The organism is Mucilaginibacter sp. UR6-1 (genome assembly GCF_020880975.1).
Taxonomy (GTDB): domain Bacteria; phylum Bacteroidota; class Bacteroidia; order Sphingobacteriales; family Sphingobacteriaceae; genus Mucilaginibacter.
Genome location: NZ_JAJIWP010000001.1, coordinates 257,521 through 272,619, shown reverse-complemented (window position 1 = coordinate 272,619; position 15,099 = coordinate 257,521). Strand labels below are relative to the sequence as shown.

At 42.9% G+C, this 15,099-nt stretch carries 17 protein-coding genes; 7 read left to right on the top strand and 10 right to left on the bottom strand.

Translation table 11 applies throughout. The annotated features are described in order from the left end of the window. Nucleotides 1-13: 13 nt before the first annotated feature. A complete protein-coding gene (locus LJ707_RS01260) occupies nucleotides 14-175 on the bottom strand; it encodes a hypothetical protein (protein ID WP_228948917.1) in 162 nt (53 codons plus the stop codon). Between the two features lie 109 nt (nucleotides 176-284). Between LJ707_RS01260 and LJ707_RS01255 the strand changes: the two genes are divergently transcribed. Then, nucleotides 285-1,787, top strand: a complete 1,503-nt coding sequence (locus tag LJ707_RS01255; RefSeq protein ID WP_228948916.1) for an ATP-binding cassette domain-containing protein — start codon at nucleotides 285-287, stop codon at nucleotides 1,785-1,787. Here the strand turns inward: LJ707_RS01255 and LJ707_RS01250 are convergent. Further along, a complete protein-coding gene (locus tag LJ707_RS01250) occupies nucleotides 1,780-2,454 on the bottom strand; it encodes a hypothetical protein (RefSeq protein WP_228948915.1) in 675 nt (224 codons plus the stop codon). The genes LJ707_RS01255 and LJ707_RS01250 overlap by 8 nt on opposite strands. Nucleotides 2,455-2,557: 103 nt before the next feature. On the opposite strand from LJ707_RS01250, the gene mqnC reads away from it, so the two are divergent. After that, a complete protein-coding gene (mqnC, locus tag LJ707_RS01245; RefSeq protein WP_228948914.1) occupies nucleotides 2,558-3,682 on the top strand; it encodes a cyclic dehypoxanthinyl futalosine synthase in 1,125 nt (374 codons plus the stop codon). Between the two features lie 71 nt (nucleotides 3,683-3,753). Here the strand turns inward: mqnC and LJ707_RS01240 are convergent, their stop codons facing one another. Both LJ707_RS01240 and LJ707_RS01235 read right to left on the bottom strand, forming a co-directional pair. Then, nucleotides 3,754-4,602 carry a ferritin-like domain-containing protein gene (locus LJ707_RS01240; protein WP_228948913.1) on the bottom strand — a complete coding sequence of 283 codons (849 nt, stop codon included), beginning with the start codon at nucleotides 4,600-4,602 and terminating at the stop codon, nucleotides 3,754-3,756. A 12-nt stretch (nucleotides 4,603-4,614) separates the two neighbouring features. Further along, nucleotides 4,615-5,313, bottom strand: coding sequence for a ferritin-like domain-containing protein (locus tag LJ707_RS01235; protein ID WP_228948912.1), 699 nt, complete (start codon nucleotides 5,311-5,313; stop codon nucleotides 4,615-4,617). A gap of 123 nt (nucleotides 5,314-5,436) precedes the next feature. Between LJ707_RS01235 and scpB the strand changes: the two genes are divergently transcribed. The 5 genes from scpB to LJ707_RS01210 all read left to right on the top strand — a co-directional run bounded on the left by scpB (nucleotide 5,437) and on the right by LJ707_RS01210 (nucleotide 9,803). Continuing rightward, nucleotides 5,437-5,997 carry an SMC-Scp complex subunit ScpB gene (gene scpB, locus LJ707_RS01230; RefSeq protein ID WP_228948911.1) on the top strand — a complete coding sequence of 187 codons (561 nt, stop codon included), beginning with the start codon at nucleotides 5,437-5,439 and terminating at the stop codon, nucleotides 5,995-5,997. Between the two features lie 124 nt (nucleotides 5,998-6,121). After that, a complete protein-coding gene (locus tag LJ707_RS01225) occupies nucleotides 6,122-6,331 on the top strand; it encodes a hypothetical protein (RefSeq protein ID WP_228948910.1) in 210 nt (69 codons plus the stop codon). 83 nt (nucleotides 6,332-6,414) lie between these two features. Beyond that, the gene (locus LJ707_RS01220) at nucleotides 6,415-7,212 is read left to right on the top strand and encodes a ThuA domain-containing protein (protein WP_228948909.1); all 798 of its coding nucleotides are present in this window, start codon (nucleotides 6,415-6,417) and stop codon (nucleotides 7,210-7,212) included. Then, on the top strand, nucleotides 7,202-8,941 hold the full coding sequence (locus LJ707_RS01215; protein WP_228948908.1) for a glycoside hydrolase family 9 protein: 1,740 nt from the start codon (nucleotides 7,202-7,204) through the stop codon (nucleotides 8,939-8,941). The genes LJ707_RS01220 and LJ707_RS01215 overlap by 11 nt, the downstream gene beginning before the upstream one ends. Nucleotides 8,942-8,954: 13 nt before the next feature. After that, nucleotides 8,955-9,803, top strand: a complete 849-nt coding sequence (locus LJ707_RS01210) for a ThuA domain-containing protein (RefSeq protein ID WP_228948907.1) — start codon at nucleotides 8,955-8,957, stop codon at nucleotides 9,801-9,803. 9 nt (nucleotides 9,804-9,812) lie between these two features. Here the strand turns inward: LJ707_RS01210 and LJ707_RS01205 are convergent, their stop codons facing one another. The 6 genes from LJ707_RS01205 to LJ707_RS01180 form a co-directional block, all read right to left on the bottom strand. After that, complete coding sequence (locus LJ707_RS01205; protein ID WP_228948906.1) at nucleotides 9,813-10,796, bottom strand: AraC family transcriptional regulator; 984 nt, start codon at nucleotides 10,794-10,796, stop codon at nucleotides 9,813-9,815. Between the two features lie 114 nt (nucleotides 10,797-10,910). After that, nucleotides 10,911-11,852, bottom strand: coding sequence for a hypothetical protein (locus LJ707_RS01200; protein WP_228948905.1), 942 nt, complete (start codon nucleotides 11,850-11,852; stop codon nucleotides 10,911-10,913). A gap of 86 nt (nucleotides 11,853-11,938) precedes the next feature. Next, nucleotides 11,939-12,559: a Vmc-like lipoprotein signal peptide domain-containing protein gene (locus LJ707_RS01195; protein WP_228948904.1), complete on the bottom strand. Its 621-nt coding sequence runs from the start codon at nucleotides 12,557-12,559 to the stop codon at nucleotides 11,939-11,941. Nucleotides 12,560-12,653: 94 nt separating this feature from the next. After that, nucleotides 12,654-13,568 (bottom strand): DUF5018 domain-containing protein, encoded by a 915-nt coding sequence (locus LJ707_RS01190; protein ID WP_228948903.1) that lies wholly within the window; start codon nucleotides 13,566-13,568, stop codon nucleotides 12,654-12,656. A 58-nt stretch (nucleotides 13,569-13,626) separates the two neighbouring features. Further along, nucleotides 13,627-14,382 carry an HmuY family protein gene (locus tag LJ707_RS01185; protein WP_228948902.1) on the bottom strand — a complete coding sequence of 252 codons (756 nt, stop codon included), beginning with the start codon at nucleotides 14,380-14,382 and terminating at the stop codon, nucleotides 13,627-13,629. Between the two features lie 33 nt (nucleotides 14,383-14,415). Further along, nucleotides 14,416-15,090, bottom strand: coding sequence for an HmuY family protein (locus LJ707_RS01180; RefSeq protein WP_228948901.1), 675 nt, complete (start codon nucleotides 15,088-15,090; stop codon nucleotides 14,416-14,418). Nucleotides 15,091-15,099: the final 9 nt, after the last annotated feature.

Here is a 15,099-nt window from a genome sequence, read left to right as displayed (position 1 = left end):
TTAACAACTACCATTATCCGCTTATCTTTCTGATTATCCAGATAATAATAGCTACCACCAGTATCACAACTATGATACCAACATAAACCCCGGCCTTAAATATATCGCCAATAACCTGGCAACTGCTTAAGCTCATTATAGCCAGCATAAACGCCAGCATGCTAAATTTTCTCATATATGTGTTTTAAATAGTGAGGATATTATTTAACTATTAACATAACCTGCGCCCGCTATGTTTTAAAAGCGATATTATTTATTGGCCGATATGTTTATTTTAGCCGCCGATGGATGTATCTGATACTTTTTTAGAGCTTAATAATGTTAGCGTACGCGGTTATAACAAACTATTATTTGAAAACCTATCGCTTACCGTACACAAAGGTGAACACTGGGCCCTGGTTGGCCAAAGCGGTTCGGGCAAAAGCGCATTGCTGCAAACCATTGCCGGTAAACTTAATGTAACCAATGGTAACATTGTGTATGGCTTTTGGGAAGAATATATACAACAGCACCCTGACAATAGCCAAATCACCTTCCATCAACTTATCACCCTGCTTGAGTCAAAGCATCATTTTAAAAACCTGTCAAACACTACTGACTTTTACTATCAGCAGCGTTTTAACTCGTCAGATTCTGACGATTCCTCAACGGTTGATGAGTATATACAGGACATTCATCCGCTGAAAGGCCGTGAACTTTGGAACCTTGATGAGGTTATTGCTTTGCTTAACCTGCAGTCGCTACTGCATAAAAAACTGATCATGCTATCCAACGGTGAAACCAAACGCCTGCGCATTGCATCGGCATTAATAAAAAACCCGGCTTTGTTGTTGCTTGATAACCCGCTGGCCGGGCTTGATGTGAGTACACGACAGGAGTTCAACACCATTATTGGTAAAATAGCTAAAGCAGGTACCACCGTGATAATGACGGCTGCACCCGATGAGATACCCGCCGCTATAACTAACGTAGCTGTTTTAAAGGACGGCAACATTATTGAAACCAGCCGCCGTGAGGCATTTGATGCCTCTAAATATAGTTTCAACCCTAAAAGCAACATCGATGGAAATGCCATTGCCGAACTTACCCGGCAAACCGAGACATCGCCATACCGATACATTGTAAATATGCGTGATGTAAACATCCGCTATGGCGAAAACCAGGTACTAAAAAACGTAAGCTGGCAAATAAAGCCCGGAGAACATTGGGCACTTTTGGGCCCGAACGGGGCCGGCAAATCAACCTTGTTAAGCCTGATAAATGGCGATAATCCGCAGGCTTATGCCAACGATATTGTGTTGTTCGACAAAAAGCGCGGCAGCGGCGAAAGCATTTGGGATATAAAAAAGCGCATCGGTTACGTGTCGCCTGAGTTTTACCAGTACTTCCCGGCGGATAACAGTTGTTTACAGGTAATCGAATCAGGATATTATGATACGCTGGGTCTTTTCCGTCCGTCAAACTCGGTGTACCAACAAAAAGCGCTGCAATGGATGAAGGTTTTAGAGATAGATCAGTATGCCCGCACCTTACTTAAAAACATACCCGCATCAGCACAAAGGCTTTGCCTTTTGGCACGCGCGCTGGTGAAAAACCCGCCCCTGCTAATTTTTGACGAACCTTGCCAGGGCCTTGATACCCACCAGCAGGAACACTTTAAAAGCGTGGTAGAGCAGATATGCCATAATACCCCGGTAACGCTGATATACGTTACACATTACCAGCACGAGATACCGGATAGTGTTGATAAGGTGTTACGTTTGCAAAAAGGAGCGGTAGTTAGCTAAATAAACTTGTAACAGGTTTAAAAGCCATACCAAAAAACAAAATAAGCCAAGCAACACAGGCGATTAATATTGAAGCATTGTTTAATCCGAAATCATTAAGATTTTGATTAATATACTTTATCCCTTCTAAAACTGGAATTTTACGAATCTCAGGCTCGGAACCGCCATTAAAACCGCAGACAGCCCAAATATCATGATCGCTGTTTTGTGCAACTTTATAATATGCCATAACTTCATCATCCACACAGTAATAATCAAAATTCGGCTGCTCGTTTAAAAAGCATAAATTGATTACATCAACCATGTTTTTGTATGTAGCCTTGCTGCCAAACTTTACACGCACGCCGTTTACAGTATCCTTTTTTGCGATCATTTGTTTTATAAGTACCGATGCTTGTTGCATGGCAGCATTTGCTTTAACCTCCTGCCCATCTACTAATACTGTTTTATACTGCCTGTAGCTGGTGTCATTACCATTACGGTAAAATTCACTTCCATACATATGTGATGTAGCTTCAATACTCCGGGTACGCCAAACCACTTCAGTTAAAAAGTATTTAGTTACAATGGCATCATGATAAATATAAATAACTAAAAGTACGGGTAAGATGATAAGACTGATCATGCCTGGATGATAGATTTTTATGTGCTTAGGTTTGCGGTTCATTGGGTATTGATTTAACAGTTAAATATAGCATCAAACTGTACATTTTGTGTCAATTATTAAACAGTAGTTTTAATTGGCCTACAATACACGTATTTTTGCTTACATGAATACAGCCGATCTGTTGCAGCGTGCACTGGAGTTTGATTTTTTGAGTATGGAGGAAGGCGTTTACCTTTACCACAACGCCCCTACTGCCGAATTGATGCACGTAGCCAACCAACTCCGAAAAATACAGGTGCCACATGGCAAGGTAACCTGGCAGATCGATAGAAATGTTAACACTACTAACGTTTGTATTGCTAACTGTAAATTCTGCAACTTCTTCCGCCGCCCGGGGCACGAGGATAGTTACATAACCGATATTGAAACTTATAAACGCAAGATAGAGGAAACCTTCAGGTACGGCGGCGATCAGTTGCTGCTGCAGGGCGGCCACCACCCTGATCTGGGTCTGGAATTTTATACCACCCTGTTTCGCCAGTTAAAGGAGCTTTATCCTACCCTTAAACTACACTCGCTTGGCCCGCCGGAGATTGCCCACGTATCAAAGTTGGAAGGCATGAGCCATTATGATGTTCTAAAGGCCATGAAGGAAGCCGGTTTAGATTCATTACCCGGCGCAGGTGCCGAAATATTGAATGACCGTGTTCGCCGCCTGATATCAAAAGGTAAATGCGGTGGTAAGGAATGGCTGGACGTGATGCGCGCCGCCCATAAATTAAACCTTCCAACATCGGCTACCATGATGTTTGGCCACGTTGAAACCATTGAGGAGCGTTTTGAGCACCTGGTATGGATACGTGAGGTACAATCAGAAAAACCTGAAGGCCATTACGGCTTTACCGCGTTCATTCCATGGCCGTTTCAGGATGATGGTACATTACTGCGCAAAGTTCGTGGCATAACTAATAATGTAAGTGGTGATGAGTATATCCGTATAATAGCGCTGAGCCGTATTATGTTGCCCAATGTAAAAAATATACAGGCATCATGGCTTACCGTAGGCAAGCAGGTAGCACAGTTATGTTTACATGGCGGGGCTAATGATTTTGGTTCGATCATGATCGAAGAAAATGTGGTTTCGGCAGCCGGCGCGCCGCACCGCTTTACAGCCAAAGGCATACAGGAATCAATTATTGAAGCGGGATTTGAGCCACAACTGCGTAACCAAAGATATGAGTGGCGCGAAATACCTGCTCAAATAGAAGAACAGGTGATCAATTACTAAAATAAATCTCATAAAAAGAGAATGCCCTGCAATTTTGCAGGGCATTCTCTTTTATAAAAAATAGATCGCTATTAATCATTAAGCTTGATGAATGACCCTACCAGCAGATCCAAAACGGCATCTTTCGTCAACGGTTCATCAAACGCGGCAGTAGCAGATGCTTTGCTTGCGCTTGTACCTGTAGCAGGTAACTTAGTGATGTCAACACCCGCTTGTGATACATTGTCCTCACCTTCATAGTTACCGTTAACAGCGGCAATACCGGTATCATTACCTGTAGTGGTGCTCACTATCCATGGTTTTAAGCCAAGGTTTAGTTTTTTGTTGAGTACATAACGCACTATAGCCGCGTGGCGTGCTTCAACCGCGTGGATTGATACCGCTGCTGTTAAAATATCAGCATTAGCTTTTGCAGCACCAACCTGGCCTTTGTATGCACGTACGCCAGTATCTTCAAACGCTACAGAAACTTTAAGGAATGTATCATAATTACTTAGTACATCGGCAAAAGCACCATTGGCGGTCAAGTCAAACGTAAACGCACTTTTTGGTGTAGCTGATGAGCCAAGTACTTTTTGCAAAAATGCTACGTGGTTATTTTCATCACGTGATATTTTATCAAAATAATTTGATTTATCTGATGCCGGGATCAGGCCTGAAGCAGCCCTGCCCTGGTTGTAAAATTCAGCTTCAAGATACTCCAATGTTAAAGCATAGTTCAATACATCAACAATTGCTGTAGGTAATGATTGGCCATACGCTTTTTTAAGCAAAGTGCCAAATGCGAATGGTAAAGCGGCAACAGCCACTTTTGAACCGAAGCTTGCCATATTTCTGATAGCGCTGCGGCGCGGGTTGATACGATCGCCCAACTCAGGGTCAATCTTCTCTATATTTTCAATTACATTAAATAAGTTCATGGTAGCTGTGGATTAAAAGTTAAAGCTTTTTGCGCTGATTTTGGTTTTCAGGAAGGTGTTAGCTGTAGCTACAACCTTGGTTGGGCCGAGGGTGATGTTAAGACCATCAGCATCTACCTGGTCGCTATCAACAAAACTACCGGTTGATCTGAGGTTACTGATAACAGCCGCATGCCTTGCTTCTACTGAAACAATTTTACCGGCAATAACCAGATAATCAACATTTTGAATTTTTGATGCAACGCCATCATACGCGGCAACGCCCAAGTCTTCAAATGCTTTAGCAGTATTTAATACACTTGCACGGCTGCTAAAATCAATCTTGCTAAAATCAGGCGTTAGGCCTTTTATAGCACCTGAGCCTAATGCTGCTTTAAAAAACTCACGGTGAGCTACCTCATGGTCGCGAATATCGGTAAGTAATAATCTCTCTTCCGCGCTAAAATCAGCCGAGAATGAATTTACTACCTGGATGTAAAATGCTGCTTCCAATTGCTCAAGCGCATAGGCATAATTCAATATACCCGGATCGCCCGATCCAACATCAATAGCACCACTGCTGTTGCTGCCATCGTCCTCATAGGCACTGTTGTCTTTAGAGCAGGCCTGCATTGCCACAATACCGGCAACAGCAGTACTCGCCCCGGCATAACGCAAAAAGGCCCGCCTTGCCATATTTGCATTATTTAGGTTTTGTGTTTCTGTTTTCATAATACTGATATATAATTTTTAGTTTATAATTGTACATACCTGTTTTTATAAGCGGCGGTTTTAGTATTTCAAAAATGTTGTTACAACCTTTTGGAGTAATACCCGCAAATACAGTTAAATAGCATGCATAATATTGAATTATACATTGAGGCACTCATCTTTTCGTCCGAACAAAGTTTGCGGCTCGAGGAGATATTATATTGCCTTCAGGGCACCTTTGAGCAGGATTTTGATGATAAGGAAATAATAAACCATATTAATAATATAAGTGAGAAATACAGGCACCAAAGCTTTGCCATTGAACTTGTAAAACTTAATAACGGCTACCAGTTTTTAACTAAAAAGGAATACCATGCCGTTGTAGGTATGCTGCAGGCACAGCGCGCTAAAAAGAAGTTGAGCCAGGCAGCTATGGAAACCCTGGCCATCATCGCCTATAAACAACCGGTAACCAAAACCGATATTGAACAGATACGCGGCGTAAACTGCGATTACTCGATACAAAAACTACTTGAAAAGGAATTGATAGCCATTGCAGGCAAGGCAGAAGCTGTTGGCAGACCTATACTTTACGCTACCAGTCCGCTTTTTATGGATTACTTTGGAATTAACTCAGCCAATGAATTACCTCAGATAAAAGAACTTACAACTGACAGTTCAACCATTGGTGAAGCAGGCGAATAATTTTTCGCTTTTTTTTATAAAAAAATGGATTTTCGCTATTTTTACTGAACGCAATTTAACCCTGATTAAATAGCTAACCGCTTAAATAACTTATTTGAATTAAATATTACCAAAAGTTTGTATAATGGGAACGCCAAAGAAAACAGTGAACAAAAAGCCTGCTTCTAAAACTGCCGGCGACAAAAAACCAAGCGGCCTGGCTAATAATTCCAAACCGCAAAAACGATTTGTAGATGATGACGATGATGACGAGTTTGATGCCCCGCTGGACGAGCTTGACTATGACTCGTTAGGCAACAGCTACGATGAAGATGATGACGATTATAAATATTAATACCCAAAAGCATTCGGCCTAAGCTGAATGCTTTTTTATTTGTGGCTGATACTATAACCGTCATCATGTATATTAGTGTAATAATGATCAGATTATCAGCCACTATCAAACAAATTATCTTTCTCCCTCTCCTGCTGTTGTACGGGATAACCTGTTCGGCACAACAGGCAAAAAAACATATCAGCATTCTGGCCGTTTATGAAAATGGCGGGCACCATGTAGCATATTCAACTGCTGCCAAAACATGGCTTGATAAACTGGCTGCCGATAGCAATTATACTGTTGATTACCTTAATTCGCCCAAAACTTTTACCAACAAACTGCTAAAAAAATACAATCTTATCATCCAGCTTGATTACCCGCCTTACGGCTGGGGCAAAACCGCCGAACAGGCCTTCAGAAAATACATAACCGAGGGCCGGGGCGGGTGGATAGGCTTTCACCACGCCAGCTTAACGGGCGATTTTGACGGGTTTAAAATGTGGAACTGGTATTATGATTTTATAGGCGGTATCAAATTTAAAAACTATATAGCCACTTTTGCCGATGCTACCGTAAATGTTGAACAACGCAAACACCCCGTATTTAAAGGTGTACCAAATGAATTTATTATTGAAGGCGATGAGTGGTATACGTATGATAAAAGTCCGCGGGCTAATGTAAGCGTGCTGGCCGGCGTTGATGAAAAATCTTACAAACCGGCATCAAACGTTGTAATGGGCGATCACCCTGTAATATGGACAAACCCTAAATTCAAGGCTCGTAATATTTATATTTTTATGGGCCACTCACCAAAGTTGTTTAGCAATATGGCATACACAACCTTGTTCAGCAATGCTATTGTATGGGCATCATCAAAATCTGTAGCTGATGAAAATTAGAGCCATTATGATATCGCTGTTATTAGCAAGCGTTTGCCATGCGCAAAGCAACATCTACATTAACCAGGTGGGCTTCAATAGCAAAGGCCCTAAACTGGCACTTGTTGCATCGGCATCGCCGGTTGGCAACAACGCTGCTTTCAGCATTATAAATTCATCAAATCAAAACATTTACAACGGCACATTAGGTTCGCAACAACAAATTGAGGAATGGATGCCCGGAAAATATTTTTATCCTGCTGATTTTAGTTCATTAAAAACAACGGGAAGTTGCAGGCTTGTTTTTAAGGGTGATACATCGGATGTTTTTACAATTGGCGATAACCAACTGGCTGCCCTTACCCTGCCCGCTATGCTTAATTACTATCACAAGCAAAGGGCTAATACTCCCCAGGAATTAGGTGCAGATGAACATGTACAATTATTCGGCAGCAACAAACGGGTTGATCTGCGTGGCGGCTGGTGTGATGCATCCGGAGATGTAAGCAAATACTTTTCGCACCTGGCTTATGCCAACTTTATGTCGCCGCAACAAATACCGCTGGTAACATGGTCAATGCTCAACACCTGCGAAACGCTGCCCGGCATGCTGGATCAGTTACATATCAGAGATTCGCTGGAGCACGAGGCATTGTACGGGGCTGATTATGTTTACCGGTCGCTATCCAAAGAGGGGTATTTTTACATGACCCTGTTCAGCTACTTTAAAAAAGACCCGAATGAACGGCGTGTGGTAGGCTTACTGGCAAACAGCGTAACTACCGATCAGTATCAGTGCGCCTTTCGCGAGGGCGGTGGTATGGGTATAGCCGCGTTAGCGCGTGCCGCCCGGTGGAAAAAGCATGGCGAATATACTCAGGCGCAATACCTCACGGCAGCTAAAAGGGCTTTTGCCCACTTGCTAATCAACAACAAAAAGTATTGCGATGATGGCAATGAAAATATCATTGATGATTACTGCGCCTTAATGGCTGCCACCGAACTGTGGATAACCACACATAATGCACAATACCAAACTGAGGCCCGCAAGCGTGCCAAAAAGTTAAATAGCCGCTTAACATCAGCCGGATACTTTATTGCCGATGATGGTACCCGCCCCTACTGGCATGCCTCGGATGCCGGGCTGCCGGTTATTGCCTTATGCCGTTACATAGCTACAGAAACTGATGAGGAATTAAAATTATCAGCAACGCAGACAGTTAAAAAGCATTTGCTGTATTTATTAAAAGTAAGTAACAATGGTGCTAACCCTTTTGGCTACGCCCGGCAAACTGTAAGGGTAAATAATGTAATTAAGGATAGCTATTTTATTCCGCACGAAAACGAAACCGGGTGGTGGTGGCAAGGCGAAAATGCTCGGCTGGCATCATTAGCTACCGCGGCGTTAACAGGCAGTAAAATTGCTTTTAATAATGATGAGCATACCCAAAAAAAACTTAAAGCGTTTGCCACGCAGCAAATAAACTGGATATTAGGATGTAACCCCTATCAAACCTGTTTTATGTATAAATTTGGCCGAAATAATGTACCTTACATGCAATCAAGCTTTGGCCATGGCTCTGAACGGGGCGGAATATCCAACGGCATAACCGGTAAGGATGGCAATGCCGATGGCAGCGGAATTGATTTTAAAAGAGAAGCCGGGGGCAACGAGTGGCGCTGGACTGAACAGTGGATACCACATGCCGCATGGTTTATGCAGGCGATTGCCGCCCTATCGGCACAATAAATATTTATTGATAATGATGACTAAGATTTTCAGGACTATCAGGTTTATATTAGTAGTAATAACATTGCTGATAAGCACCGCCTGCTTTGCGCAAAAAACACAGCCAGCTTTCAGAGTGATCGCTTTTTACACCGCTAAAAATGATGCGGCCCACATTAGCTTTGTTGATGAGGCCAACAAATGGTTTGCGCAGGTAGCTGCACAAAATCATTTTGCTTATGATGCTACCAGCGACTGGAACAAACTCAACGCCAAATTTTTATCAAAATATAAAGTAGTTGTTTTTTTAGATACACGCCCGGAGACAAAAGCACAGCGCGACGCTTTTGAAACCTATATGCGCAATGGCGGCGGATGGATGGGTTTCCACTTTTCGGCATTTGCCCTTACCCCGTCAGATTATCCGCAGAACTGGGATTGGTACCATAATGAATTTTTAGGCTCGGGCAGTTATGTTAGCAACACGTGGCGGCCAACATCAGCAAGTATTAAAGTTGAAGACAGAAACCACCCTGTAACCAAAGGTATGCCGGTACTGTTCAGATCAGCACCCAATGAGTGGTACCGCTGGGAAAAGGATCTGCGCCAGAATAAGGATATACGCATACTTTGCTCAATAGATACATGCAGCTTTCCGCTGGGTACCGGGCCAAAGCCGGAGGAGATATGGCACAGCGGCTATTACCCGGTGGTATGGACCAATACCAGGTATAAGATGATATACTTTAATATGGGCCATAATGATATGGATTACGAGCATGGCACCAACCAAACGCTTTCGCATACGTTTGATAGTACCGTTGAAGATCAGCTCATCATCAACAGCCTGTTATGGCTGGGCGGCAAGCAGGCGGCACATTAAAACAACCTGTTATTGCTTTATCTCACTGGGTAAAATACCGTAGTATTTTTTAAAGGCTTCGGAGAGGTGCGATTGGTGTTTAAAACCTACCTCGTAGGTAACCTCACGTACGGTAAGTTTTTTGTCGATCAGCAAATGGCGGGCATGCTCCATTTTAAGGCGGGTAACATAACCGTAAATGGTGGTACCAAAATAGGCTTTAAAACCACGCTTCAGCTTAAACTCATTTAAACCTACCAGGCGCGAAAGCACAGGCAGCACCGGCGGGTTAACAAACTGTTCATCAAGTACATCGCGGGCATGCTCCACCTTTTCCTGTTCTGCAGGTGTAAAGGTATTGGTTTCATTTAACTGATCGTTTTGTATCTGTTCCATTTGCAGCATCAGCAGCTCAAGTATTTTTGCTTCGGTAAAAAGGCGTTTTATCTCACCCGTTTTACGGCACTCCACAATATCACTGATCATCTGCCTCATCTCATGCGATACCAGCAGATCTTTTGCCGATATGGAAGTATACTTGCCATTTTTGATCTCCTCCACAAAATCAGCATGAAGAATGGAGTCCTTATTAATAAGATGGAAATAATACTCTTTGGACAGCACTACCAAAAAGTAACTGTAACTAACCCCTTTAATCAGATCGTACTTACCCGATAGGGACGGTATATACCTTATATTATGGCGAGCGCCTCCGCGTGTTTTTTTACCGGCCCTATCGTCAGTAACCGGTACGTTATCATAAAATATAAATTGCGAATTAATGGTTTCGCCCTCTATTTCAAAAAGTATGGTGGCCTGTTCCTCAAACTGCATTTTGGCGTGCATCAAAAACATACCGCCCGAACTTAGCATGTAGTTGGAAAACTCCTGCACCGGCGGCCGCTTAATGGTCATGCGTTTTTCGGCCAGCGGTGTGTTCGCGTTAAATGTATCAGGCAGTTCTTCAATAAACAGCCAGTCTTCAAACCCTTCTATTTTTGATTTTATATGCATTTAGTAACGTTTGTGCCTGCCGCGCCCGTGCCTACACAATAAGCACAGGCCCGCAGGACTTTTTATCTTTTTTAGTTTGTGACTTGGGGTTGTGTATGTATATTAATTAAAGTATTAATCAGTAACTGTAATGCTGCCCATTAATGGCGAAACAACTGAGTCTAAACCCTCTACCTTTAATACCACATTGGTGATAATACTTCCCGGAAAATCAGCAGGCAGTCTTAATTTAATTTCTGTATCAGTTATGCTTATAACATCGGCTTCAACAAAATTTCTGCGGGCGTAATATATCTGCGCTTTGGTGGCAATACCATCGCGGTAATATTTCATTGAATTGTTGGTATTAACCAGGGTGATGTCACCACCCTTTTTAGCTGTCTCCTGCGGAAGTTCAAGCATAAGGCCGGGGCGGTCTATATGTATAGGGCCCTTAACTATATTATAGGTGCCGGTAATTAAACGTACACGGTAATTACCGGTATCAATTACTGCAGGCAAAGGCGCTACAATGCGCGAGGCCGAAAACTCAGTAAATGTTGATGCAGATACCTGAATTTCGTTGTTTTGGGTATTGATAAGATATAACTTGGTTTGATTAGTGTCGGGTAATAAATATTCAGCCGGAATAGAAATATAATCACCTATGCGCAAATCACCAACCTCAAAAGTTGGTGTAGGCTGATTAACATAAGCTTTTAATGTGTAGATTTTAGTACTGCCATCTGCAGCTTTAACCTCAAAGGCTGTACCGTCCTTATATTCAACCTCACTGCCCGATGCCGGGGTTACCGTTGCCCCTTCAGATACTGTTATTACTGGCTTTATTTTATCGGGCACGGTTTGAAAAGGCGGATAATAAACTATAATGCTGCTACCATCAATCGATGCCTTAATATCGTTACCGTCGGCATCCTTAATGGTAAATTGTTCAATATCGTTGTATGGCAATGCAGGGTATTCCTTTTTACAGGATAACAGGCCGGCTGTCACCATAAATATTAAGATGAATGCGTAAAATTTGCTGATAAAAGTTTGGCGTTTAGCGTGGGTCATTTTGTTTAAAGTTTCAGTATTATTTGTGCGCTGCACGTTTAAAAACAGCCGGACCCATTACGGGCCCGGCTATATTTAACAGGTTGTTATGAGTTGTTTATAACACCTGTTCTGATGGTGTAAACACCTCTGTTGCTGGTAGCAGTACCATCACCTGCCGCGGCAGTTACCTGGATAGCGTAAGGACTGCCTGAAGCTGGTGTAACCAATATAAAGTAACCTGCAATTGGCGTAACACCACCCGGTACAGCATAGTTATACCAGCCGTTAGGTGTACTTGTTGTTGAGGTATTACGGCCTACACTTGTTACCGCGCTGCCTGTAAAATCAGTGATTTTTAATGTGGCTAACGTTTTAGAAGTATTGTATAACGTTTTTAGTGTAGAACCTGAAGGCACCTGGATAACAGAGTTGTTAGTGCTGGTAAAATGCACATCAACACCGGTAAAGGTTGCAACGCTGTCCTGATCGCCATTGGCCAGGTCAACATAAATGGTACCGTAACCTGCAGGGCCTAAAGCCGGGTTAGCATAACGGCCATAAATGGTATACGTGGCGCTTGTTGGTACCGCGTTAGTAGTTAAGTTTGATTGCGCTGATGCTGATGACTCAGGCACTGCGGCATCTTTTTTACATGACACGGCAACAATAGCGATGGCTGCAATTGCGGTTACTGACCTTACGGTGCTTAGGAATTTGTTTTTCATTTGTTTTTAAATTAAAAATGTAAATAGATTGTGATGTATGTTAGTCGCTCTCCGTACGCTAAAGCGGATTAACCATTGTTGTATAGATGTCCCCTTATTTTGATGTTACCGTTAACGCGCCTACTTTACTTACCGCCGGCCATCCTTCAAACTCAAAATTGTAAGTGGCTGTATAGTTGTAAACTCCAACCGGCATATTGTCGGGCGTTTTAAGGGTCATGTTAAGCCTGTCAAAACTTACTATGCTTAACGGATAAGTTAGCCCGTTAACAGTAACCGATGCCGATTTAAGGCCGACAAACACGGTATTAAAAGCAGTAAAACTTATCTCGCCGCCTTGCTTAACCTCACGGCTTGGTATTAACAGATCAGGCTGTTGAAATACAACGTGCACCGGCCTGCTGATTTTTGAACTATGGCCGGCAAAACTTACAGTAACGTCATAATAACCGGTATCGATAGTGGCAGGTATAGGTGGATTGAACAGCGTATAACTGTTACCCGATGGTTCTAATCCGGCTGCATCCATAACCAGGCTCACTTTCTCTCCCGATCCCTGTTTTGCAAGTTCAACACTAACCGCCTGCGCGTTTCTGCTTTGAAAATTGCCTGCTATATTAGGCAATACCCCAACCGGGCTGGCAATTTGTTCGTCAGTTGTTAACCAGTCAACCTCAAGTGATGATATGGATTGATTGACTATTTTCAGCGCGTAGGTATTGGTACTACCATCAGCGCCTGTAACCGTATACTTTACATCCTGCGCGTTTACTGATACGGGCAATGCCCTTTCGCTTAGCTTAGCCCCTTCGGACAAGGTGATCTCCGGATCAATAACCGCCATGTTGTAGTAAAAAGGCACATAAACCGTTATCGTTTTTTCAACATTATCAATAGCGCCGTAAATCACCGTATCGGGCAGGTTCACTACTTTGTATAAGGTGATCTTGTTTTGGGGCAAACCAGGCAGATCCATCGTTTTTGTGCACGATGCAATACCCGCTGCCATTATTATCAGTAATAAAAATTGTATAAGTTTCGGTTTCATTTCAGTTTATCTGCGGCGGTTATTTTATCTCGAATTTGGTACTGCCTTTAGGTACCAGCACATATTCAAAAGTGAAATACATGTGCGGGGTATCTTTAAACCACAAGTCGGGCGTAAAGGCATCTTTATAACAGCTTATCATCTTAATTTTAGCATAATCGCCTGATGCGGTGCGCACTACCAGCGTACGCGATTCGGGCATGGCATAGGCTACGTGCTTTTTCTGCTCGCTGCCATCCCCGCGGATAGTGCCGGCAAAATCATACAGATACCAGCCTGTACCTTCACCAAATGCGCCTAATGCATCAGTACCGTAACTATCAGAGGTTGAAAATTCCGCATCGGCAGGTACGCTGGTCACTTCCTCAAAAGGTTGTTTTAATATTAAAATACCACCAACGCCATTGGCGCCATAACCCATATTCTTTTCATCCTTGCCGTTGTTTGAACCAATGAAACTGTTATACAAACTGGCAAAGCTTATATCCCAACGGGCAGTGGTTTTAAATTCGGCTGCAACCTCCTCTTTGTTTTCCAAACTGAAATAAACTATCGGCGGCGGTGTGGTTGGCTGCGTATCATCAACAGGTGCTAAAAAATTCTCAACCCGTTGTGTTTTATAGTAAGGTACATTACCATTAGGATTAGGTGTTTCAGTTCCGGTTTCGTCATCTGGCACCACATCGTCATCTTTTGAACATGCTGTAAACAGCAAGCTCACCATTGTCAGCATAAAAAACCACTTTCCTGAACTTTTTAATAATGATCGCATCATGTTTTTTAAATATGTATTTGTTAAGTAAATAGATTATTGATCCTTAGTTGAGAGGTTACGGCTGCCATCCTGCTGCACGTAATATCTGAAGGTAAAATATGGCGAGGGCCAGGTAAGGTCTGTAACCACAGCCGGTGCCCCTTTGTACATGCTCACCAGTTCAAGTTTGGCAAACTTGCCCTCGGCGGTACGCAGCACATAAGTGCGGTTTTTAACCGGTATAGCTATATGTGTGTTTAAATCATAAAAATACCAGCCGTTACCGTTGCCACTATCCCAACCCGCGGCGGTAATGCCATTCTTAGCGAATTCCTCGTCAGACGGTGCGATGGTCAGCTTATCATAATTTTGATTTACAGCGATAAGCGCTCCCTTACCCGGCCCGCCCAAGCCAAAGCTCAACTCATTATTGCCGTTATTAATGGATATATAGGAATTGTACTCCTTGGCAAAGGCAATATCCCATTTGGTGGTTTTTTTCTCGCTGCTATCTACCTTGGCACTGGTTGCCAGGCTGAAGTAAAACGGCGTGAATGGCTTACCGCTACCTACCGTATTACCTATATCGCCGGGCAAATCGGCAACAACGGTGCTTTTACCATCGGCCAGTACCGGCTTTACTTCCTCCTTGGTGCAGGCACTCATTGCCATTACCACAAGCAAGCCCAAAAACATCGTTTTAAATTTTATAAGTTGATTTAGTTTCATACACATTGA